Below are 21,138 nucleotides of genomic sequence, written 5' to 3'. Positions count from 1 at the left end.
GCTCCAGCTACAGCGATCAGCTGCAGCCGGACGTGCTGCCGCAGCCCTCGCACAGGTAGCACGAGCCGGCCGGACGCATCTTCGTGCCGCAGGTCATGCACAGCGGCGCGTCAGCAGCCTTGCCCAGGTGCAGTTCCAGCAGCTCAGTGGAGCTACCGACGTGCTTCGGCGTCTCGACGGCGGCCTCGACCTGCTTCGGAGCGGCCTCCACCGATCCACGCAGACCCTCGAGGTCCACGTCGGACGACACGGGCGCGCCGTACTCGCCGGCCACCTGCGCCGAACGCTCGTCGGCGGTGAAGATGCCGAGCTGCGCGCGCTTGTCGTAGGACAGGTAGTCCAGCGCCAGGCGGCGGAACAGGTAGTCCAGCACCGACGTCGCGATGCGCACGTCCGGGTCGTCGGTCATGCCCGCCGGCTCGAAGCGCAGGTTCTGGAACTTCGAGACGTAGAACTCCAGCGGGATGCCGTACTGCAGACCCACCGAGATGGACATCGAGAACGCGTCCATCACGCCGGCCAGCGTGGAGCCCTGCTTGCCCAGCTTGACGAAGATCTCGCCCAGGCCGTTGTCCGGGTAGGAACCGGCGTGCAGGTAGCCCTCGGCGCCACCGACCGTGAACGACACGGTCTGCGACGGGCGCTTCTTCGGCAGGCGCTTGCGGACCGGGCGGTACTCGACGACCGTTTCCGCGGCCTTCGCCTCGGCGCCCTTGTTCGCGCCCTTGCCGGCCGACAGCGGCTGGCCGACCTTGCAGTTGTCGCGGTAGATCGCGAGCGCCTTCAGGCCGAGCTTCCAGCCCTGGTAGTAGATCTCCTCGACGTCGGCGATCGTCGCCGCCTCGGGCATGTTGACCGTCTTGGAGATCGCGCCGGACAGGAACGGCTGCGTGGCCGCCATCATCCGCACGTGGCCCATGGGCGCGATCGAACGCTCGCCCATGGCGCAGTCGAAGACCTCGTAGTGCTCGCGGCGCAGGCCCGGCGCGTCGACGACGTGGCCGTGCTCGCCGATGAACTCGACGATCGCCTCGACCTGCTCGTCCAGGTAGCCCAGGGACTTGAGCGCGCGCGGCACCGTCTGGTTGACGATCTGCATCGAGCCGCCGCCGACGAGCTTCTTGAACTTGACCAGGGCCAGGTCCGGCTCGATACCGGTGGTGTCGCAGTCCATCATCAGGCCGATGGTGCCGGTCGGGGCCAGCACGGACGCCTGGGCGTTGCGCCAGCCGTTCTTCGCGCCGATCTCGAGCGACTGCTGCCACGCCTCGGTCGCGACCTTGTGCGTCGCCGAGTCGTTGCCGCCGTAGGTGCGGATCAGGTCGTTGGCCGCGGCGTGCTTGCGCATGACGCGCTGGTGCGCCGTGGCGTTGCGCTTGTAACCGTCGTACGCGCCGACCATGCCCGCGAGCTCAGCGGAACGACGGTACGAGACACCGGTCATCAGCGAGGTGATGGTCGCGGCGAGCGCGCGGCCGCCCTCGGAGTCGTACGCGTGGCCGGTGGCCATGAGCAGCGCGCCGAGGTTGGCGTAGCCGATGCCGAGCTGGCGGAACTTGCGGGTGGTGTCCGCGATCGGCTCGGTCGGGAAGTCCGCGAAGCAGATCGAGATGTCCATCGCGGTGATGATCAGCTCGACGGCCTTGGCGAACGTGACGGCGTCGAACTTGCCGTCGTCGCTCAGGAACTTCATCAGGTTCAGCGACGCGAGGTTGCAGCTCGAGTTGTCGAGGTGCATGTACTCCGAGCACGGGTTGGACGCGGTGATGCGGCCCGACTCGGGGCAGGTGTGCCAGTCGTTGATCGTGTCGTCGTACTGGATGCCGGGGTCGGCGCACTCCCACGCGGCCTTCGCGAGCTTGCCGAACAGCTCCTTGGCGTCGACGCGCTCGATGACCTCGCCGGTCTGACGGCCGCGCAGACCGAAGTCGTTGCCGCTCTCGTAGGCGTGCATGAACTCGTCCGACACGCGGATCGAGTTGTTCGCGTTCTGGTACTGCACCGACACGATGTCCGCGCCGCCGAGGTCCATGTCGAACCCGGCGTCCCGCAGCGCGCGGATCTTGTCCTCTTCGCGCGCCTTGGTCTCGATGAACTCCACGACGTCCGGGTGGTCGACGTCGAGGACGACCATCTTGGCCGCGCGGCGAGTGGCGCCACCGGACTTGATGGTGCCCGCGGACGCGTCGGCGCCGCGCATGAACGACACCGGGCCCGACGCGGTGCCGCCGGAGGACAGCAGCTCCTTCGAGGAACGGATGCGCGACAGGTTCAGGCCGGCACCGGAGCCGCCCTTGAAGATCAGGCCCTCCTCGCGGTACCAGTTGAGGATCGACTCCATCGTGTCGTCGACCGCGAGGATGAAGCACGCGCTGACCTGCTGCGGCGAGCTGGTGCCGACGTTGAACCACACCGGCGAGTTGAAGCTGAACACCTGGTGCAGAAGCATGTAGGTGAGCTCGTGCTCGAAGATCTCGGCGTCCTGCTCACCGGTGAAGTAGCCGTGCTCGCGGCCGGCACCCACGTAGGTCTTCACGACGCGGTCGATCAGCTGGCGCAGCGACTGCTCGCGCTTCTCGCTGCCGACGGCACCGCGGAAGTACTTGCTGGTGACGATGTTGGTGGCGTTCACCGACCAGAACTCGGGGAACTCGACACCGCGCTGCTCGAAGTTCACCGAGCCGTCGCGCCAGTTCGTCATGACGACGTCGCGGCGCTCCCAGGTGACCTCGTCATAGGGGTGGCGGCCTTCGGTGGTGTAGACGCGCTGAATCTTCAGCGCGGCAGGCTTCGCAGCCGCCCGTGCGGCTGTCTTCTTGGCTGAGCCGCCGACGGTCTCGGTCACGGTGGATCTCCCTCGTGCTGGTGCTTAGAAAAGATGGTTGTCTCACGCGCTCTGGTGCGCGTGGATCACTGCTCGGCCGGTGCTTCCTCGGCTCTCGCAGTGCGAAGATCAAGAATTTCCTTCTCGAAGTCCTCTACGGACGAGAAGGACCTGTAAACGCTCGCGAAGCGCAGATAAGCGACCTCGTCGAGCTCACGCAGGGGGCCGAGAATGGCGAGGCCTACCTCGTGACTGGCGATTTCCGCGCATCCCGTCGACCGGATCGACTCTTCCACCCGCTGGGCGAGTTGCTGGAACGCGTCCTCGTCGACCGGGCGGCCCTGGCACGCCCTGCGCACACCGACGACCACCTTGTCGCGGCTGAACGGCTCCGTCACGCCGGAGCGCTTGACCACGGCGAGAACCGCTTCTTCGACCGTGGTGAACCTGCGGCTGCAGCTGTTGCAGGAGCGGCGACGACGGATCACCTGTCCCTCGTCGACCTCACGGGAGTCGACCACCCGCGAGTCCGAATGACGGCAGAACGGACACCGCACGCCACCTCACCCCTTCCCAGCGCAGCACTCACCGCAGCAGCCACACTGGTCGGGTTACCCACAACCTGTGGACTACTTGCAACGGTGGAACCACTAGATGTAGGGGTAGAACCTAGATCGCAGCGGACGCCGACGCAACTCGACACGGCGCGTCGCGTGTCACTCTGTTGGAGGAACCGCGAGCGATCAGCGGTGATTACGCAACGACGCCCGCACATGACGGAGCGAACACGTCACGCCGGGCGCCGGAAACACAAGATGTAGGGGCAGGCCTACGGGGCGACCCCCGCCTGCTGTAGGTAGAGCACGCCGAGCGCGACGACCGTCAGAGCGCTCAGCACGCCGACCGCGATGAGTTCGAACACCGACTCGCGCTTCGGCCGGACCTCACACGAACTCGACTCGCGCGACACGGGAACAGCGACCGGGCGCGGCTTGGTCGCGGGCCTGCGCGGCATGACGCGGGGACCCGAACGGAGTGGACGTCCCGCTGCGACGTCCGCGTCTTCGACTACCCGCATCCGCTTCTCGACGAGAACCGCCATCACGACCTCCATCGCAGGTCAACCACCATGATCGAACAGGGGTTCGATCGAACGTCCGTGCGAATTTCTACCAGACCGACTCTCCGAACGCCACAACACGCGCCCAAATACCTCGAACAGGTGTTTGATCTGTGCAGCAAACACGACTACCGTCGACCACGAAGATCGACGGAGGCCGGATTCCCATTCGAACTGGGGGCGGCGAGGAGGACAGCGACCGTGGCAGGCAAGACGATCGACCCGGATCCCGCTCTTGTGGACACACAGGTGGCCGAGATCGCGGGAAACGCCGGCCTGACTCTGCGTCAGCGCAAGGTGCTCGACGTGATCCGCGATTGGGTCGACCGTTTCGGCTACCCGCCGAGCGTGCGCGAGATCGGTGAGGCCGTGGGTCTCACGTCGACCTCGTCGGTCGCCTATCAACTGCGCGCGCTGGAGCGAAAAGGTTTCCTGCGCCGCGACCCGAACCGCCCGCGCGCGGTAGGGATGCTGCCCAACGAGATCGACGCCGGTCTCGACCCGATGTCCAAGCCGACGCCCGCCTACGTGCCGATGCTCGGCCGGATCGCGGCCGGTGGCCCGATCCTGGCCGAGGAGTCGATCGAGGACGTGTTCCCGCTGCCACGCGAGATCGTCGGTGAGGGTGAGCTGTTCCTGCTGCGCGTCGTCGGTGACTCGATGATCGACGCCGCGATCACCGACGGCGACTGGGTCGTGATCCGCAAGCAGCCCACCGCCGACCAGGGCGAGATCGTCGCCGCCATGATCGACGGCGAGGCGACCGTGAAGACGTTCAAGCGCAAGGACGGCCACGTGTGGCTGATGCCGCACAACACGGCCTACCAGCCGATCAACGGCGACGAGGCCACCATCCTGGGCAAGGTCGTGACCGTGCTCAGGCGTCTTCCGTAACCTCGCCGCGGGCCCGCTTCTTCTTCTCGAAGAAGTCGAGCCACTTCTGCCGGGTGGACTCCATGTCCACCACTACGAACGCGAAGAACTGGCCCATGTCCTTGAGACGGGCTCCCACCGGGGTGCCGAGACCGAAGATCTCGGCACCCTCCAGTCCTGTGTGCGCCCAGACCGAGTTGCGCTGCGCGCTCGACAGCCACGCCCGGTACCAGAGGTCGTCGCCCAGGAAGTAGCGCACGCGCTTGCCGTCGCGCTCGCTGTGCAGCAGGTCGATCTCCTGCAGGTAGCTCGTCGACCGCGAGACGGTCGCCGGGCTCACCGACAGCCGCAGCACCAGTTCCGTCGCGGACAGGCTGCCCTTGTCGGTCATGAAGATCTCCGCGAGGATCCGCGCCGCCGTGAGCGTCAGCCCGGTCTGCCGGAACACCCCGACCAGCCTCAGGTGGAACTCCTGCACCTCCCCCGGACTGCGGTCGAACGAGTACGCCTCATCATCGACGTCGAGATCGTCGACGGCAGGCATCCGGCGCATCGCCCGTTCACTCGCCGCCCGGTGCGCGGCACCCGGCCGGTAGTTGTTGTGGCCGCCGTTGCGGGTCACCTCGCGCTGGATCGTCGAGGCAGGCCTTTGCAACCGCCTCCCGATCTCGGAGTACCCCAGCCCGTCCCAGAGGAACTGGGCGATGAGCTGCCGTTCTTCTTCATCTAGGCGCTTACCAGGCACAACACCATGGTGCCTTGCACCTCAAGCCATTGCAATGAGTCTTTTGACTTCGTCCGCAAACGTTTTTAGCTTGCAGGGAGGGGAAAGACCTCGTTGCAAGGGGGAGCAATGGCCTTGAGTCCGATGACGTACCCGGACGGGCATGTCGGCTGGCGCGCGCACGACCACGCGACTGTGCGCGCGGTGCTCGCGGACGGTCGGTTCAGCATCCGGCCGGATCTGATGCACAACCCGTTCGGGCCGGGGAGTCCCGGTGACGCGCCGCCGTCGCCTCCCGGTGCGTTCACCGATCACGACCCGCCGGAGCACACCCGCTACCGGAGTCGGCTGACCGGTCAGTTCACCGTGCGGCGGATGCGGTTGCTCGCCGAGCGGCTCGAGGTGATCACGGCGGAGCATCTGGACGCGCTGGCGGCGCAGGGATCGCCGGCGGATCTGGTCGAGCACTTCGCGGTGCCGGTGCCGGGCCTGATGATCTGCGAGCTGCTGGGGGTTCCGTACGAGCGGCGCAGGGAGTTTCAGCAGGACGCGATGGTGCTGACCGGGGCCAGCGGTGGTGCCGGAGCCGATGAAGCCGTGGCGATGTTCGAGGCGTTCGAGCGGCTGCAGCGGTTCATGCTGGAGATGGTCGCGGCGAAGCGGACGGAGCCGACGGATGACGTGCTGAGCGATCTCGTCCACGCGGAGTCCGGCGAGTCGGGTGGGTCACCGCTCACCGATGACGAGATGGCCGCGATGGGCATGGCGTTGCTCGGGGGCGGGCTCGACACGACGACGAACATGCTGTCGCTCGGCGCGCTGGAGTTGTTGCGTGAGCGGGCACGGGTGGAGGCGATGCTCGCCGATCCCGGTGCTGCCGTCGAGGAGCTGCTCCGATATATCAGTTTGACGCCCGCTACGGCGCGCACCGCGGTGGAGGACGTCGAGATCGACGGCCTCGTCGTGCGCGCGGGTGACACGGTGTTCGTCGAGTTGGGGTCCGCGAACCGCGATCCGGCTCGGTACGCCGATCCGGACGTTCTCGACCTGGCTCGGGGAACGGCGGGGCATCTCGCGTTCGGTCACGGCATCCACCAGTGCATCGGCCAGCACCTCGCGCGGATCGAGTTGAAGATCGCCTTTCCCGGGCTCTTCACGCGGTTCCCGCAGCTGCGTCTGGCCGTGCCCGAGGACGAGTTGCCGCACCGGGCGAGCCTGGTGATGGGCGGACTGGAGCGGATGCCTGTCGCCTGGGACTGAGTCAGGCCCGAGAGTCAGGCCCGAGGATCAGGCCCGAGGATCAGGCCCGGCGGCGGAAGCGCAGGCCGATGACCAGGGCGGCGACGAGCACGATGCCGCCCAGGGTCAGTGCCAGGGGCCAGTTCTGCCAGGAGCCGCCCGGTGAGTCCGAAGGGGACGCCTGGGGCTGGTCTTCGGCCGGCGGGGGCGTCGTGGTCGTCGGCGGGGGTGGCTGGGCCAGGGCCGCGGCGCCCGCCACGGCGCGGATCGGGGTGCCGGCGCCCTCGGAGGCCGAGAGCAGGGTGCCGTCCGGGTCGAAGGCGATGGCCTCGCCCTGGGGTTCGTTCGGCAGCGGGACCCGGACCGGGTCGCCGGACAGCGCCTTGACGACGTCGCCGTCGGGGACCGGGTAGAGGTAGGCGTCGGTGTAGGTGCGCAGAGCGATGACGGAGCCGTCGGGTGTGGAGGCGGCGCCGGTGACCAGGCGCGAGTCGAGGGTGCCTTCCAGCGGGCCGCCCGGGGTGTCCGTCGTTGACAGCGACACGCGCGCCACCTGCTCCAACGGCACCGATATATCAGTTCGGAGCGGAGCCGTCGGGCGATATACCAGCGCGGAACCGAGCGGTTCCTTGGTGATGATGTACGGGGTGCCGGACTTGTCGATGAGCAACGCCTCGGCGTCGTGCTTGCCGTCCGGGTACGTGACGCGGAACCGCTCCACGGCGCCCGAAGGCGAGACCTTGTGCAAGGCGACCGTGGAGCGGGACTTGTTGTTGTCGCCGGTGTCGGACGCCCAGAGGGTGCCGTCCGGCGTCATCGCCAGGTCTTCGACGTCGTAGGGGTCGACGGGCGCGGTGATCGTGCGTGTCACCACGCAGTCGCGGCCCATGACCTGGATGCGCAGCGTGCCGTTGTCGCTGTCGCTGACGGCGAAGAACTGCTTGCCGTCGGACGTGAGCCCGGAGAGCTCCTGCATTTCTACCGGGCACACGTCCACGGGTGGAGGCGGGATCAAGCAGGCGTCCCGTTCGTCGCGAACTCCTCGAGCACGCCGGCGAGGTCCGGGCGCACGCGGGCGCTGAGCAACGTGCCCGACTCCGTGTGCTTCTCGGACAGGATCTCGCCGTCACGGTGCACGCGGGCGACGACCTCGCCACGCGCGTACGGCACGAGAGCCTCGACCACGACCTCTGGACGTGGCATCAGCTCCGCGATGCGGACCTTCAGCTCCTCGATGCCGAGGCCCGAGTGCGCCGACACGAACGACGCGTCCGGGAACAGGTGCCGCAGCCGGGCCATGCCCAGGTCGCCGACCGCGTCGATCTTGTTCACGACGAGCAGCTCGCGCGGCATCGGCGTGTCGCTCTTGTCGTTGATCTCGGAGAGAACCTCGCGCACGGCCTTGACCTGCTTCTCCGGCATGCCGTCGGAGCCGTCGACCACGTGCACGAGCAGATCGGACTGGCCGACCTCCTCCAAGGTCGAGCGGAACGCCTCGACCAGCTGGTGCGGCAGGTGCCGGACGAAGCCGACCGTGTCCGTCAGCGTGTACGGCAGGCCTTCCGGCGTCAGCGCGCGGCGCGTCGTCGGGTCGAGGGTGGCGAACAGCGCGTCCTCCACCAGGACACCGGCGCCCGTCAGCGCGTTGAGCAGCGACGACTTGCCCGCGTTCGTGTAGCCCGCGATGGCGATGCTCGGGATCTCGTTCGCCGTGCGGCGGCCCCGCTTGGTCTCGCGGATGACGCCGATCGCGGCGATCTCGCGGCGCAGCTTCGAGATGCGCGCGCGGATCCGGCGACGGTCGGTCTCGATCTTCGTCTCACCGGGACCGCGCAGACCCACACCGCCGTTGCCGCCACCGGCACGACCACCGGCCTGCCGCGACAACGACTCACCCCAGCCGCGCAGGCGCGGCATCAGGTACTGCAGCTGGGCCAGCTCGACCTGCGCCTTGCCCTCCTTGGACTGCGCGTGCTGCGCGAAGATGTCCAGGATGAGCGCGGTGCGGTCGATGACCTTGACCTTGAGCTTCTCCTCCAGCTGACGCAGCTGGCCTGGCGAGAGCTCGCCGTCGCAGATCACCGTGTCCGCGCCGGTCGACTGCACGACGTCGCGCAGCTCGGAGACCTTGCCGGAGCCGATGTACGTCGCCGCGTCGGGCTTGTCCCGCCGCTGCACGACGCCTTCGAGCACCTCGGAACCGGCGGTCTCGGCGAGGCGGGCGAGTTCGGCCATGGAGGCGTCGGAGTCCGCGGCCGTGCCCTCGGTCCACACCCCGACGAGCACGACCCGCTCCAGGCGGAGCTGCCGGTACTCGACCTCGGTGATGTCCTCGAGCTCGGTGGACAGTCCCGCGACACGGCGCAGCGCGGCGCGTTCGACGCGTTCGTAATCACCCGTGGAGAAGTCGTCCTCCTCCCACTTGGCGTCGAACTCCGGGTCGAACTCTGTGCTCTGGATGTTTTCCGTCATTTGCCCTTCATCGTCCCACGGACAGTTAGTCCCCCGGATACACCGCGAGGTAGATCGCCACACGGGGAACATCCGGCTTGACCGGTTGCGCGGCCAGCTCATCCATCAACGACGCGAGCCGCTGCTTTAGTTCCTCGGGGTCGACGGTGACGACCAGACGGCTCTGATCCACGTCACTGAGCCCGATGTCGGCAACCTCGCCGAGGAAAGCGTGCAGCATCGCCTCGCCGACGGCGACCGCATTTTCGCTGTTGTCGAGCTGCCAAGACAGTCCTGTCGACCGATAGGGGATCTCTTTCGCGCCCCTGTTCCCCGCGCGGGGCGGCATCGCCTCCAGGAATCCGGTGGCGACGAGCTTGCGCACGTGGTGCAGGGTCGTGGCCGGGTCCCTGCCCAGCCGCTGGGCCAGCTCCTTGTTGGTGAGCGGGCGGTCGAACGTCATGCGGATCATCCGCAGCCGCAGGTCAGAGCTCAGCGCCGCGGCTTCGTCGCTCGTCGCGGGACGTCGCTTCCGGGGGAGTGGCACGAGCACAGTCTAAGTGATTGACAGTTTCCAATCACTCAGCGCAGACTTTCCGCCATGGCGCTTTGGGGGCACCCCGACTTCCGCAGGCTCTGGACGGGCGACACGATCAGCCAGTTCGGCGCGACCGTCGGCATGACGGTCATCCCGCTGCTCGCGGCGGGCGTGCTGAACGCGACACCGTTCGAGATGGGCCTGCTCGCCGCGGCGAGCACGATGGCGTTCCTGGTGATCGGCCTGCCCGCGGGCGTGTGGGTCGACCGGATGCGCCGCAAACCGCTGATGATCGCGATGGACGTCGTCCGCGCCGCCCTGATGCTGAGCGTGCCGGTCGCGTGGTGGCTGGGCCTGCTCGGCCTGACGCAGCTGATCGTGGTGAGCCTCGCGGTGGGTGTCTGCACGGTGTTCTTCGACGTCGCCTACCAGTCCTACCTGCCCTCGCTGGTCGGACGCGGCCAGCTCGTCGAGGGCAACTCGAAACTGCAGGCCAGCCTGTCGGTCGCGGAGGTGTCGGGACCCGCCATCGGCGGCTACGCGGCCCAGTTCCTGGGCGCGGCCAACAGCGTCCTCGCGACCGGACTGGGCTACCTGAGCTCGGCGTTCTTCCTGGTCAGGATCAAGACGGTGGAGCCGGCGCCGGAACGCCACCCCGACCCGCACCTGCGCCGCGAGATCATGGAGGGGCTGCGGTTCGTCTTCGGCAACGTCACGCTCCGCATGATCGTGGCCTGCACGGGCACCTCGAACTTCTTCCACGGCATCCAGAACGCCGTGATGATCCTGTTCCTGCTGCAGACCGTGAACCTGAGCGAGGGAACGGCGGGCCTGGTGCTCAGCGCGGGTGGCGTCGGGGGTGTGCTCGGCGCGGCGTTCGCCTACCGGATCGGCCTGCTCGTCGGCCAGGCCAGGATGATCTGGCTCATCCCGGTCCTGACCTGGCCCTTCACCCTGGCGCTGCCGTTCATCTCGGACGGGTGGGGCCTCGTGCTCCCGATGGCCTGCCTGGCGGTGAGCACGTTCGGGATCGTCGTCTACAACGTCGGCCAGGTGAGCTACCGCCAGTCGATCTGCCCTGATCACCTGCTGGGCCGGATGAACGCCTCGATCCGCTGGGTGGTCTGGGGCGCGACGCCTCTGGGCGCGCTGCTCGGCGGAGTGCTCGGCTCCTGGATCGGGATCGTGCCGACGATGTGGGTGTCGCTCGTCGGCTCGGTGGCCGGGATGGTGTGGCTGCTGCTCTCGCCGCTGCGCTCTATGCGGGACCTGCCGGCCACGTCTAGCGTCGAGGCCCATGGCTGATACCTCGGTGCTGCGGGACGGTCTCCACTTCGGCGAGGGGCCGCGACGCGGTCCTGACGGTCGCCTCTACTACTCCGACTTCTACGCGGGCGAAGTGCACGCCCTCGACCTCACGACGGGCGACGACGAGGTCGTCGTCGCCTTCGACGGCCAGCCCTCGGGCCTCGGCTGGCTGCCCGACGGACGCCTGCTCGTCGTGTCGATGCTCGACCGCACGGTGCGCAGGCTCGAAGGCGGTGGCGAAAACGGCGGGGACCTCGTCCTGCACGCTGATATATCGGACATCGCGACCTTCCACGCGAACGACATGCTCGTCGACTCCGAGGGCCGCGCGTACGTCGGCAACTTCGGCTTCGACCTGCACGGCCTGATCGACGACGTCGGTATCGCGCGACTGCTCGAACCCGACTTCGAACCGCCGGGCGCCGCGCTCGCGCTCGTCCAGCCCGACGGGTCCGTCAGCGTCGCCGCCGAGGACCTCAAGTTCCCGAACGGCATGGCGCTGCTGCCCGACCCGACCGGCGAGTCCGAGAGCGGCACCGTCCTGGTCGTCGCCGAGACCGTTGCATTCCAGCTCACTTCGTTTTCGGTCGACCGCAACGGATCGTTGCAAAACCGCAGGGTGTGGGCCGACGTGAAGGAGTTCGGGATCGCGCCGGACGGGATCGCGGGCGACGGGGACGGCGTGTGGGTGGCTGCCGCGTTGCAGCCCGCGGTGTTCCGGGTGACCGAGGGCGGCAAGATCACCAACAAGGTGGAGACGACGCAGACGTGCTTCGCCGTCGCGGTCGTCGGCGACAAACTCGTGTGCCTGACCGCTCCGGACTCGAACCCGAGCGTGGTCAGGCCCGACCGGCTCGGGAAGATCGAGATCTACCCGCTGTAGCCGATATCCGATATATCAGTTGGGCTGTGCCGGATCAGGCAAGGGCATCCCACCAGGACTTGTCGAGCTCGCCGCGGGCGACGAGCACGGCAGGTCCGGTGAGGGTCGACGTCGTCGGCTCGATGGTGACGGACACCTGGCCGCCGAGGACGTCGACGGTCGCCGAGCCCGTCGACCTGCCCTGGCCCGCGAGCCAGGAGGCGACGGACGCGACCGTGCCGGTGCCGCACGAGCGGGTCTCGCCGACGCCGCGCTCGTAGACGCGCATGCGCAGCGCGTCGGCCCCGATGACGTTGATCAGTTCGACGTTGACGCCGTGCGGGAACATCACCGGGTCGAAGCCGGGCGGCACGGTGAGGTCGAAGTCCTCGACCGGGATCTCGGTGACGCACGCGAGGTGCGGGTTGCCGACGTCGACCGCGAAGCCGCCGATGCCGGTGCCTTCGACGGCGGCGATGGACGTGCCGGTGACCCGCGCGGGGCCCATGTCGTTCGTGACGGAGCCGTCCGGGTGCGTGGTGACCGTGCGGTCCCCCGCGCGCGTACCGACGACGAACGTGCCCTGCGGCTGATGGCCCGCGTCGACCAGGTAGCGGGCGAAGACGCGCAGGCCGTTGCCGCACATCTCGGCGATGGAGCCGTCGGCGTTGCGGTAGTCCATGAACCACTTGCCGCCCGTGCGCACGACGCGCAGCACGCCGTCCGCGCCCAGGCCTCGCTGCCGATCACACAGCGCCTGCACGCGGGCGACGGTCAGGTCCAACGCGTCATCGAGGTCGGGCAGGACGACGAAGTCGTTCTCCGTGCCGTGCCCCTTCACGAACTCCACGGGACAAGGTTACCGGCGGCCTCCAAAAGATCAGGCCGAGCACCGTCGAGCCAGGTGATGCGCTGGTCACGCCGGAACCACGACCGCTGCCGGCGCACGAACCGGCGGGTGGCGCGTTTGGTCTCCTCCGCGGCGAAGTCGATCGTGCAGGCTCCGTCCATTGCGGACAGCACCTGCTGGTAGCCCAGCGCGCGCGACGCGGTCTTGCCGTCGCGCAGGCCGAGCCGGACCAGGGCGCGCACCTCGTCTTCCAGGCCGGAAGCGAACATGGCGTCCACGCGCTGGTCGACGCGGGTGTCCAGTTCGGACACCTCGCGGTCGACGCCGATCTGGACGGTGCCGTAGCGGGCGGGGCCGGGCTTGGGGAGGTTGGCCGAGAACGGTTGCCCCGTCAGCTCGATGACCTCCAGCGCGCGCACGATGCGGCGGCCGTTGGACGGCAGGATCGCGATCGCGGCGGCCGGGTCGAGCTCCTGCAGGCGCCGGTGCAACGCCTCCGAGCCCGCCGACGCCAGTTCCGCCTCGAAACGCAGGCGCACCGCGTCGTCGGTGCCGGGGAACTTCAGGTCGTCCAGCACCGCCTGCACGTAGAGCCCTGAACCCCCGACGAGGACAGGCGGACGTCCGGCGGCGAGCAACTCCTCGACGACGGCCCGCGTCTCGCGCTGGTAGGCGGCCACCGACGCGGTCTCGGTGACGGACAGGACGTCGAACAGGTGGTGCGGAACGCCACGACGCTCAACCAACGGCATCTTCGCGGTGCCGATGTCCATACCGCGGTAGAGCTGCATGGCGTCGGCGTTGACGACCTCTCCCCCGAACCGCTCCGCGAGCGCGACGGCCAGGTCGGACTTGCCGGTCGCGGTGGGTCCGACGACTGCGATGGGGGTGATCACGGGCGCTCCCAGACAGCGACGTGGTAGCCCACGCCGAAAGGTGCGAAGAACTCGGCGGACGAGCCGCGCCACGGTCCTGGCACGCCCGCGAGGACCTGCCACGCCGCACGGCCCTGCGCGCCCAGTTCACGGGCGAGGTCGAGGTCGAGACCGAGAAGGCCGTCCACGTCGGCATTTGCCAGCAGACTGTGGACCAAAGAATCAAAAGGTCCCGAACGCTCGTCGTCCGACCCGGGCGAACGCGGGCCGTGCCGGGTGGAGCCGTCACCCAGGACCAGGAGCCCGGATTCCGGCGACGAGGCGAGTTGTTGTCCAAACGAGACACAGTCGGAAGCGGGCAGGTCAGGCGGCACGAGTTCGACGCGTGACACCTCGACTCCGCAGTGTTCCCGAAGCCACGCGGTGATTAGCACTGGCAACGGAATCCGCGCATCCGGCGGCAGGTCACCGCCGAGTGACACAGGCACATCGACCCCATAACCGAGAAAAGTTCCCGACAACGGCGGCGAGTATGTCGAGGGGCCGCTGTCGTCCACGGCGACCGCGACCCACGGACCGGGCAGTTTTCCTGCTGCGGCAAGGGTTGCGGCCCGCACGGGCTCGGTTTCTGCGGCGGCTCCCACGACCAGTTCTGGGACCAGAAGAGGTGGGTGCGGCACCACCGCGGCACGGGTGATCACGACCGACGAGGCTACCTATCGTGGACTCCCAGTACCGAGTCGAGCTCTGACCTGTTTGAATGCGCGCGGGGAACTGGGGACGGGAGACCCTCCAGCGCCCGTATTGCATCGGCCCCGCCAACGGCGGGGCGCCCGTGGCAGGCACGGGCGTCAGATGGGAGGAACCGGCGATGTCGGAGCAGGACAGCACACCGGAGGCCGTGGCCGAGACCACTCCAGTGGCGGTCGCAGCCGAGGGTGGGGTCGAGGAAACGCCGAAGGAGACCGCACCGCAGGCGACGCCTCCGGCCGTCCCCGTGGCGTCGGACCACCCTGACCGCTGGGGGCGCGTGGACGCCGACGGCACCGTGTACGTGAAGACCGAGGACGGCGAACGTGCTGTCGGGTCGTGGCAGGCCGGTGAGCCGGTCGAGGGCCTCGCGCACTTCGCGCGGCGCTTCGACGACCTGCGCACCGAGGTCGAGCTGCTCGTGTCGCGGCTCAAGTCCGGCGCCGGCGACCCCAAGCACGCCCTGACCAGCGCGAAGCACGTCAAGGAGCAGCTCGCCGAGGCCGCCGTCGTCGGTGACCTCAAGGCGCTGGCCGCCCGCGTCGAGCACGTGCTGGTCCAGGCGGAGGCCGGCATGGAGAAGGCGAAGGAGGCCAAGGAGGCCGCCCGAGCCCAGTCCGTGGCGCGCAAGCAGGCGCTCGTCGACGAGGCCGAGTCGATCGCGAACGAGTCGACGCAGTGGAAGGTCGCGGGCGACCGGCTGCGTCAGATCCTCGACGAGTGGAAGACCATTCGCGGCGTCGACCGCAAGACCGACGAGCAGCTGTGGCGCCGGTTCTCGAAGGCGCGCGACGCGTTCAACCGCCGTCGCGGCTCGCACTTCGCGGACCTCGACCGCCAGCGCTCGGTGGCGAAGACCTCCAAGCAGTCGCTGGTCGAGGAGGCCGAGAAGCTCGTCGACTCCGACGACTGGGGCACCACGGCCGGTCGCTACAAGGAGCTGATGGTCGAGTGGAAGGCCGCCGGGCGTGCGCCCAAGGAGGCCGACGACGCGCTGTGGCAGCGGTTCCGGGCCGCGCAGGACGCGTTCTTCCAGAAGCGTTCCGAAGCGTTCAGCGAGCGGGACGCCGAGTTCTCGGCCAACGCGAAGCTGAAGGAGGAGCTGCTGGCCGAGGCCGAGGGCATCGACCCGTCGGGCGACCTCGAGTCGGCGCGCAACGCCCTCTACAAGATCCAGGAGCGCTGGGACGCGATCGGCAAGGTGCCGCGCGAGCGCATCCGCGAGCTCGAGGGCAAGCTCCGCAGCATCGAGGAGAAGGTCCGCGGCGCGGTCGACGCCCAGTGGCGCCGGTCCGACCCCGAGGCCGAGGCCCGCGTGGCCCAGTTCCGCGAGCGCGTGGAGCAGTTCGAGGCGCAGGCCGCGAAGGCCCGTGCCGCGGGCGACAAGCGCCGCACCGAGCAGGCCGAGGCGCAGGCGGCCCAGTGGCGCGAATGGCTCGCCGCCGCTGAGCAGGCCCTGGCGACCCGCTAGGTCAACCAACGTCTGAGGGCCCCTCTCCGCACGGGAGAGGGGCCCTCAGACGTTTCTAGCGGGTACTGCGCCCGTTCACAGCTGGGGCGGGCGCGAGGCCGCGATCTGCACCCACTTCACCAGCAGGAGGATCACCGCGATCACCGCGATGATCAACCCGATGCCGGGCCCGGGACCGATCGTCTTGTTGCTCGTCGTCGTCTGCTGGGTCCAGATCGACAGCACGCCGATGATCGACCCCGCGAACAGCCCCAGCGAGCACACCCACGTGAGTCCCCAGCGCCGCACCGCGAGCGTGATGCCGGAACCGAGCACCCCGATGCCGAGAGCGAGGTACGAGAACAGCTTCGGGAGGAACAGCGACGACTCGCCCAGCACGACCTGCAGGCCGGTGAACTCGCCGATCCACGGCAGGACCAGCGACACCAGGATCGCGAGCACCGCGACCGAGATCGTCAGCGCGCCCGTTCCCGGGTCGATGCGCCTGGCCGCCTCGTGCTCCACCGCGTCGATCTCTTTGCGCAAGAAGTCCTCATCACTCACTGTGCCGCGCACCCCGACACGACGGGCAACGGCTCGGGCGCTCCGAACGACGGCAGACCGAGGCCGATGCCCGCGGTCTTGGGCTTGATGCCGGCCTCGGAACGGTCACCGGCCTTGGTGCGGCGCCACGACAGCGGTTCGCCGTCCGCGACGAGGTAGTGCGGGGCCGCGTACGTCACGACGGTCTCCACGACGTCACCAGGACGCGGAACGATCGCACCGGGCGCGAAGTGCACGAGGCGTCCGTCGCGCGCACGGCCGCTCATGCGGTGGGTCTCGGCGTCGCGCTTGCCCTCACCCGTGGCGACGAGGACCTCGACCGTGCGGCCGACCTGCTCGATGTTCAACGAGTGCGTCATCTCGTTCTGCAGTGCCACGAGCCGGTCGAAGCGCTCCTGCACGACGGCCTTGGGCAGCTGGTCCGGCAGGTCTGCCGCCGGGGTGCCGGGGCGCTTCGAGTACTGGAACGTGAACGCCGACGAGAACCGGGCCTGGCGCACCACGTCGAGCGTGCCCTGGAAGTCCTCCTCGGTCTCGCCGGGGAAGCCCACGATGATGTCGGTGGTGATCGCGGCGTCCGGCATGGCGGCGCGGACCTTGTCGATGATCCCCAGGTACTTCTCGGTGCGGTAAGAGCGGCGCATCGCCTTGAGCAGGCGGTCCGAACCGGACTGCAGCGGCATGTGCAGGCTGTGGCACACGTTCGGCGTCTCGGCCATGGCGGCGATGACGTCGTCGGTGAAGTCCTTGGGGTGCGGCGAGGTGAAGCGCACGCGCTCCAGTCCGTCGATGTCACCGCAGGCGCGCAGCAGCTTGCCGAACGCGAGCCGGTCGCCGAACTCGACGCCGTAGGAGTTGACGTTCTGCCCCAGCAACGTCACCTCCAGCACGCCCTCGTCCACGAGCGTCTGCACCTCGGCCAGCACGTCGCCGGGGCGGCGGTCCTTCTCCTTGCCGCGCAACGACGGCACGATGCAGAACGTGCAGGTGTTGTTGCAGCCCACCGAGATCGACACCCAGCCCGAGTAGGCCGAGTCGCGCGAGGCGGGCAGCGACGACGGGAACGTCTCCAGCGCGTCGAGGATCTCCACCTGTGCCTCGGAGTTGTGGCGGGCGCGTTCGAGCAGCACCGGCAACGACCCGATGTTGTGCGTGCCGAACACGACGTCCACCCACGGGGCGCGCCGGACGATCTCGCTGCGGTCCTTCTGCGCGAGGCAGCCGCCGACCGCGATCTGCATGCCGGGGTTCGCCGTCTTCTGCGGGGCGAGGTGGCCGAGCGTGCCGTACAGCTTGTTGTCGGCGTTCTCGCGGACCGCGCAGGTGTTGAAGACGACGACGTCGGCCTGCTCGTCCTCTTCGGCACGCGCGTAGCCCGCGTCCTCCAGCAGACCGGCGAGCCGCTCGGAGTCGTGCACGTTCATCTGACACCCGAACGTGCGGATCTGGAAGCTCTTGCGAACCTGCGCGGTACTCACACGAACACGATAACCCCTGGTCAAACGCCCGAGTTTCGCGGACCGCACAAAGCGTGTCCCATTCGCACCGTGACCAGGCAGGACCTTCGTCGGGTGCAAGGGCCGGGCACCCCCGTGGCACGATGCGCTGGTGCTGGGACGACTGCATGCCGCCGTGAGCCTGTTGACCGCCGCAACGGTCCTGACGGGCTGTAGCAGCACGGTGACGGACATCAAGATAACGATGGCCACGGGCAGCGAGGGCGGCGTCTACTACTCGCTCGGCAACGGTCTCGCGGACATCTGGAGCGGGCGTCTCGGCATCGTGCGGCCCCAGGTCGTGCAGACGGCCGGTTCCAAGGACAACGTGACCCGGCTGATCAACAACCAGGCCCAGGTCGGCTTCTCCCAGGCGGACGCGCTCGAGGGAATGCCGGGCTCGGACCGGTTGCGCGCGCTGGCCCGCATGCACGACGACTACCTGCAGGTCATCGTCCGCGCCGACCTGCCGGTGGCGAAGCTGCGCGACCTGTCCGGACTGCGCGTGTCGATCGGCGCGAAGGAGTCCGGCGTCGAGATCATCGCGACCAAGCTGCTGCGGTCCGAGAACGTCACGCCGCAGACCGTGAACCTCGGCCTCGACGACTCGGCCGGCGCCATGCAGGAGGGCAGGCTCGACGCGTTCTTCTGGTCCGGCGGCCTGCCGACGCGCCGGATCACCGACCTCACCAAGGGACTCGGCGTGCGGATGCTCGACCTCAAGGACGAGCTGCTGAAGTTCCGCCAGCAGTACCCCGTCTACGGATCGGCGACGCTGCCCGCCTCCACCTACAACCTGCAGTCCGGTCCGGTCATCACGCTCGTCGTGCGCAACTTCCTGCTCGTCAACGAGTCGATGCCCGACGACGTGGCCGAAGCGCTGGTGCGGCAACTGTTCGAGGGGCAGCCCGACCTGGTGAGGGCGCACTCGGCGGCGCGCACGATAGAGCAGCGGTCCGCGATCGAGACATCACCGGTGCCGCTGCATCCCGGCGCCATGCGCTACTACCGCGAGGCCAAAGTCTGACTCCCGGGGTTCAGACGGCCGGCAGTTCGACCACGACCTTGAGCCCGCCGTCCTCGGGCGACTCCAGCTGGACGGTGCCGTCGACGCGTTCGACCACCAGCCGCACGATCGAGAGCCCCAGCCCGGAGCCGGGCACGTTCTGGTGGGCGGGGCTGCGCCAGAACCGGTCGGTGGCCCGTTCGAGCTCGTCGGGCTGCAGACCGGGCCCGTGGTCGGCGACGGAGAGCCGGATGACGCCGTCGGACTTGCGCGCGTCCACCACGATCAGCGTGCCCTCGGCGGTGAACTTCAGAGCGTTGTCGAGCAGCGCGTCCAGGATCGTCTCGACACCGCGCGGCGGGACGAGGGCCATGCCGACGCGTTCCCCGTCGAGCACGAGATGCACCTCCTTCGCCGCCGCGGCCGCCGACCACGCGGACAACCGCGCCGCCACGGACTTGTCGACGTCGACCGGCACCGGGTCCACGGAACTGGACTCGGCGCGCGCCATGGAGAGCAGCTCGTCGAGGATGCGGTTGAGCCGGTCGGTCTCGCTGATCGCCTCGACCTGGTGCACCTCCCCCTCGCCGTCGACGTGGCCCTCCAGGTTGGACAGCCGGAGTTTCAGCGCCGTCAACGGGTTGCGAAGCTGGTGTGACGCGTCCGCGACGAAGGCCCGTTGTGCGGCAAGCACATCGCTCACGTTCGCGGCCATCTGGTCGAACGACCGCGAGAGGTGCCGCAGTTCGGGCGGACCGCTCTCCGCCCCCACCGGCGGCACGGGCCGGCCCGACACCACCGCGGCGAGGAGCTTCCCGGTCGCCTCGTCCAGCGCCTGCACCGGCCGCAACGTCCAGCGCACCACCGGCAGCGCCAGCAGCACCGCGAGCGCCAGCACCAGCAGGCTTCCCGCGAGCAGCAGCGCCCACCACGCGAGCACCTCGAAGCGGGTCTTGGCCGTCGGCGAGAACGTGATCACCGCGCCGCGCACCTCGCCGTCGACCAGGACCGGTTCGGCGAGCACCACCTTCGCGTCGCTCCACGGCGCGAACAGCTCGGGAGCGACCGGCAGGCGCCCGGCCAGCGCCTTGCTGATCAGGTCCTGCACGGCCGGGTCACCGAGCGCGATGTCGTTGCGCGAGGCCACCAGCGGCACGGTCGGCGCGTCGCGGTCCACCACGGCCACACCGATGTCGTACAGCTCGTCGTAGCGCTCGAGCTCCGGCCGCAGCAGGTCCGGGCTGCGGTCGATCAGCGGCCGCTGCGCCAGCGAGGCGAACCGGCTGGTGTCGGTGAGCCGGTCGAGGAACATCTCCTGCTGTTCCGCGGCCGCCACGTTGCGCCCCAGCGGCACGCCCAGGCCCACCAGGACGAGCACGATCAGGGCGAGCACCACGCCCAGCAGTCGGGACCTCACCGGGCGTCACCCCACCCGGCCGCGACACGCCGACGACAAAAGATCACCCAATTGAGATCACACCTGCCCCAGCCGGTACCCGACGCCCCGCACGGTCTCCAGCAACGCGGGCCTGCCGAGCTTCGTCCGCAACGTGGCGACGTGCACGTCGAGCGTCCGGTTCGCACCGGACCACGTGCGGCCCCACACCTCGGCGAGGATCCGCTCCCGCGTGCACACCGCGCCACCCGCCGCCATCACCAGCGCGAGCACCTGGAACTCCTTGCGCGACAGGGCGACCGACTCCCCCGCGACCGTGACCTCGTGACGCCCCAGGTCGACCCGCACGTCGCCGGTCTCGAACACCTCTGTGGACACCGCTCCCACGCCGACCGGGTCCGCGCCGCGGCGACGGCGGACGGCGTGCACGCGCGCGACGAGTTCGCCCACGTCATAGGGCTTGACCAGGTAGTCGTCGGCCCCGGCGTGCAGGCCGAGGATCCGGTCGTCGATCTCCCCTCTCGCGGACACCACGATGATCGCGACGTCCGACGCGGCCCTGATGGCACGGCACAGCGTCACGCCGTCCATGTCGGGCAGGCCGAGGTCGAGCAGCACCACGTCGACGCCCGCGAGGCGGTCGAGCGTGCCGCGGCCCGTGGCCTGCCGGTCCACGTGGAAACCCCGTCTGGTCAGGGCTGGGACCAAGGCCTCTGCGACCCTGTCGTCGTCCTCGACGAGCAGCACGCGCACTTTCGCTACCTCCCGGGCAACCGATGTCTGCCTGTGACAGAGTTGAGACCCTAAGTCTT

At 69.0% G+C, this 21,138-nt stretch carries 20 protein-coding genes; 6 read left to right on the top strand and 14 right to left on the bottom strand.

Annotated features, from left to right (window positions below):
* Positions 1 to 16 precede the first annotated feature (16 nt).
* The 3 genes from ACIQF0_RS42765 to ACIQF0_RS42755 form a co-directional block, all read right to left on the bottom strand.
* Positions 17 to 2,845, bottom strand: a complete 2,829-nt coding sequence (locus tag ACIQF0_RS42765; protein WP_360043315.1) for a vitamin B12-dependent ribonucleotide reductase — start codon at positions 2,843 to 2,845, stop codon at positions 17 to 19.
* 65 nt (positions 2,846 to 2,910) lie between these two features.
* Positions 2,911 to 3,381 (bottom strand): transcriptional regulator NrdR, encoded by a 471-nt coding sequence (nrdR, locus tag ACIQF0_RS42760; protein WP_030464916.1) that lies wholly within the window; start codon positions 3,379 to 3,381, stop codon positions 2,911 to 2,913.
* A 272-nt stretch (positions 3,382 to 3,653) separates the two neighbouring features.
* A complete protein-coding gene (locus tag ACIQF0_RS42755; RefSeq protein WP_401039857.1) occupies positions 3,654 to 3,926 on the bottom strand; it encodes a hypothetical protein in 273 nt (90 codons plus the stop codon).
* 234 nt (positions 3,927 to 4,160) lie between these two features.
* Here ACIQF0_RS42755 and lexA point away from each other — a divergent pair, with 234 nt between their 5' ends.
* Positions 4,161 to 4,838: a transcriptional repressor LexA gene (gene lexA / locus ACIQF0_RS42750; RefSeq protein WP_401040044.1), complete on the top strand. Its 678-nt coding sequence runs from the start codon at positions 4,161 to 4,163 to the stop codon at positions 4,836 to 4,838.
* Here the strand turns inward: lexA and ACIQF0_RS42745 are convergent.
* Positions 4,822 to 5,562 (bottom strand): helix-turn-helix domain-containing protein, encoded by a 741-nt coding sequence (locus ACIQF0_RS42745; RefSeq protein ID WP_401039855.1) that lies wholly within the window; start codon positions 5,560 to 5,562, stop codon positions 4,822 to 4,824. The two genes, lexA and ACIQF0_RS42745, sit on opposite strands and share 17 nt — an antisense overlap.
* 108 nt (positions 5,563 to 5,670) lie before the next feature.
* Between ACIQF0_RS42745 and ACIQF0_RS42740 the strand changes: the two genes are divergently transcribed.
* On the top strand, positions 5,671 to 6,801 hold the full coding sequence (locus ACIQF0_RS42740; RefSeq protein WP_401039852.1) for a cytochrome P450: 1,131 nt from the start codon (positions 5,671 to 5,673) through the stop codon (positions 6,799 to 6,801).
* 40 nt (positions 6,802 to 6,841) lie between these two features.
* Here the strand turns inward: ACIQF0_RS42740 and ACIQF0_RS42735 are convergent, their stop codons facing one another.
* From ACIQF0_RS42735 to ACIQF0_RS42725, 3 genes are read right to left on the bottom strand one after another with little or no spacing between them, the layout of a single operon-like run.
* Positions 6,842 to 7,756: a hypothetical protein gene (locus ACIQF0_RS42735; RefSeq protein ID WP_360043303.1), complete on the bottom strand. Its 915-nt coding sequence runs from the start codon at positions 7,754 to 7,756 to the stop codon at positions 6,842 to 6,844.
* Positions 7,757 to 7,791: 35 nt separating this feature from the next.
* Entirely contained in the window at positions 7,792 to 9,252 is a 1,461-nt protein-coding gene (hflX, locus tag ACIQF0_RS42730) for a GTPase HflX (protein ID WP_401039849.1), read from the bottom strand.
* A 25-nt stretch (positions 9,253 to 9,277) separates the two neighbouring features.
* The gene (locus ACIQF0_RS42725) at positions 9,278 to 9,778 is read right to left on the bottom strand and encodes an ArsR/SmtB family transcription factor (RefSeq protein WP_401039846.1); all 501 of its coding nucleotides are present in this window, start codon (positions 9,776 to 9,778) and stop codon (positions 9,278 to 9,280) included.
* A gap of 54 nt (positions 9,779 to 9,832) precedes the next feature.
* On the opposite strand from ACIQF0_RS42725, the gene ACIQF0_RS42720 reads away from it, so the two are divergent.
* Positions 9,833 to 11,074: an MFS transporter gene (locus tag ACIQF0_RS42720; protein WP_401039844.1), complete on the top strand. Its 1,242-nt coding sequence runs from the start codon at positions 9,833 to 9,835 to the stop codon at positions 11,072 to 11,074.
* Complete coding sequence (locus ACIQF0_RS42715) at positions 11,067 to 11,960, top strand: SMP-30/gluconolactonase/LRE family protein (protein WP_401039841.1); 894 nt, start codon at positions 11,067 to 11,069, stop codon at positions 11,958 to 11,960. Before ACIQF0_RS42720 ends, ACIQF0_RS42715 begins: the two co-directional genes overlap by 8 nt.
* Before the next feature lie 34 nt (positions 11,961 to 11,994).
* On the opposite strand, the gene dapF is transcribed toward ACIQF0_RS42715, so the two are convergent.
* The 3 genes from dapF to ACIQF0_RS42700 are packed head-to-tail and all read right to left on the bottom strand — an operon-like array spanning position 11,995 to position 14,056.
* Entirely contained in the window at positions 11,995 to 12,789 is a 795-nt protein-coding gene (gene dapF / locus ACIQF0_RS42710) for a diaminopimelate epimerase (RefSeq protein ID WP_401039838.1), read from the bottom strand.
* Positions 12,777 to 13,685 (bottom strand): tRNA (adenosine(37)-N6)-dimethylallyltransferase MiaA, encoded by a 909-nt coding sequence (gene miaA, locus ACIQF0_RS42705; RefSeq protein WP_401039836.1) that lies wholly within the window; start codon positions 13,683 to 13,685, stop codon positions 12,777 to 12,779. Before miaA ends, dapF begins: the two co-directional genes overlap by 13 nt.
* A complete protein-coding gene (locus ACIQF0_RS42700) occupies positions 13,682 to 14,056 on the bottom strand; it encodes a hypothetical protein (RefSeq protein WP_401039834.1) in 375 nt (124 codons plus the stop codon). Before ACIQF0_RS42700 ends, miaA begins: the two co-directional genes overlap by 4 nt.
* Before the next feature lie 479 nt (positions 14,057 to 14,535).
* On the opposite strand from ACIQF0_RS42700, the gene ACIQF0_RS42695 reads away from it, so the two are divergent.
* A complete protein-coding gene (locus tag ACIQF0_RS42695) occupies positions 14,536 to 15,885 on the top strand; it encodes a DUF349 domain-containing protein (protein WP_401039831.1) in 1,350 nt (449 codons plus the stop codon).
* A gap of 75 nt (positions 15,886 to 15,960) precedes the next feature.
* On the opposite strand, the gene ACIQF0_RS42690 is transcribed toward ACIQF0_RS42695, so the two are convergent.
* Positions 15,961 to 16,410, bottom strand: coding sequence for a hypothetical protein (locus tag ACIQF0_RS42690; RefSeq protein WP_360043276.1), 450 nt, complete (start codon positions 16,408 to 16,410; stop codon positions 15,961 to 15,963).
* 14 nt (positions 16,411 to 16,424) lie between these two features.
* Complete coding sequence (gene miaB / locus ACIQF0_RS42685) at positions 16,425 to 17,906, bottom strand: tRNA (N6-isopentenyl adenosine(37)-C2)-methylthiotransferase MiaB (protein ID WP_401039828.1); 1,482 nt, start codon at positions 17,904 to 17,906, stop codon at positions 16,425 to 16,427.
* A 130-nt stretch (positions 17,907 to 18,036) separates the two neighbouring features.
* Here miaB and ACIQF0_RS42680 point away from each other — a divergent pair, with 130 nt between their 5' ends.
* A complete protein-coding gene (locus ACIQF0_RS42680) occupies positions 18,037 to 18,951 on the top strand; it encodes a TAXI family TRAP transporter solute-binding subunit (RefSeq protein WP_401039825.1) in 915 nt (304 codons plus the stop codon).
* 10 nt (positions 18,952 to 18,961) lie between these two features.
* Here the strand turns inward: ACIQF0_RS42680 and ACIQF0_RS42675 are convergent, their stop codons facing one another.
* Both ACIQF0_RS42675 and ACIQF0_RS42670 read right to left on the bottom strand, forming a co-directional pair.
* The gene (locus tag ACIQF0_RS42675) at positions 18,962 to 20,347 is read right to left on the bottom strand and encodes a sensor histidine kinase (protein ID WP_401039823.1); all 1,386 of its coding nucleotides are present in this window, start codon (positions 20,345 to 20,347) and stop codon (positions 18,962 to 18,964) included.
* A 57-nt stretch (positions 20,348 to 20,404) separates the two neighbouring features.
* A complete protein-coding gene (locus ACIQF0_RS42670; RefSeq protein WP_319964593.1) occupies positions 20,405 to 21,079 on the bottom strand; it encodes a response regulator transcription factor in 675 nt (224 codons plus the stop codon).
* Positions 21,080 to 21,138: the final 59 nt, after the last annotated feature.

Source organism: Lentzea sp. NPDC092896 (assembly GCF_044754905.1).
In the GTDB taxonomy this organism is placed as follows: domain Bacteria; phylum Actinomycetota; class Actinomycetes; order Mycobacteriales; family Pseudonocardiaceae; genus Lentzea.
This window is presented reverse-complemented; position numbering and strand designations above follow the sequence as displayed.

What these genes read in the sequence shown, in the direction of transcription:
- ACIQF0_RS42695 (WP_401039831.1), top strand. Translation starts at nt 14,536, where the DNA reads ATGTCGGAGCAGGACAGCACACCGGAGGCCGTGGCCGAGACCACTCCA.
- ACIQF0_RS42715 (WP_401039841.1), top strand. Translation starts at nt 11,067, where the DNA reads ATGGCTGATACCTCGGTGCTGCGGGACGGTCTCCACTTCGGCGAGGGG.
- ACIQF0_RS42755 (WP_401039857.1), bottom strand. Translation starts at nt 3,926, where the DNA reads ATGGCGGTTCTCGTCGAGAAGCGGATGCGGGTAGTCGAAGACGCGGAC.
- ACIQF0_RS42720 (WP_401039844.1), top strand. Translation starts at nt 9,833, where the DNA reads ATGGCGCTTTGGGGGCACCCCGACTTCCGCAGGCTCTGGACGGGCGAC.
- hflX (WP_401039849.1), bottom strand. Translation starts at nt 9,252, where the DNA reads ATGACGGAAAACATCCAGAGCACAGAGTTCGACCCGGAGTTCGACGCC.
- ACIQF0_RS42740 (WP_401039852.1), top strand. Translation starts at nt 5,671, where the DNA reads ATGGCCTTGAGTCCGATGACGTACCCGGACGGGCATGTCGGCTGGCGC.
- ACIQF0_RS42735 (WP_360043303.1), bottom strand. Translation starts at nt 7,756, where the DNA reads ATGCAGGAGCTCTCCGGGCTCACGTCCGACGGCAAGCAGTTCTTCGCC.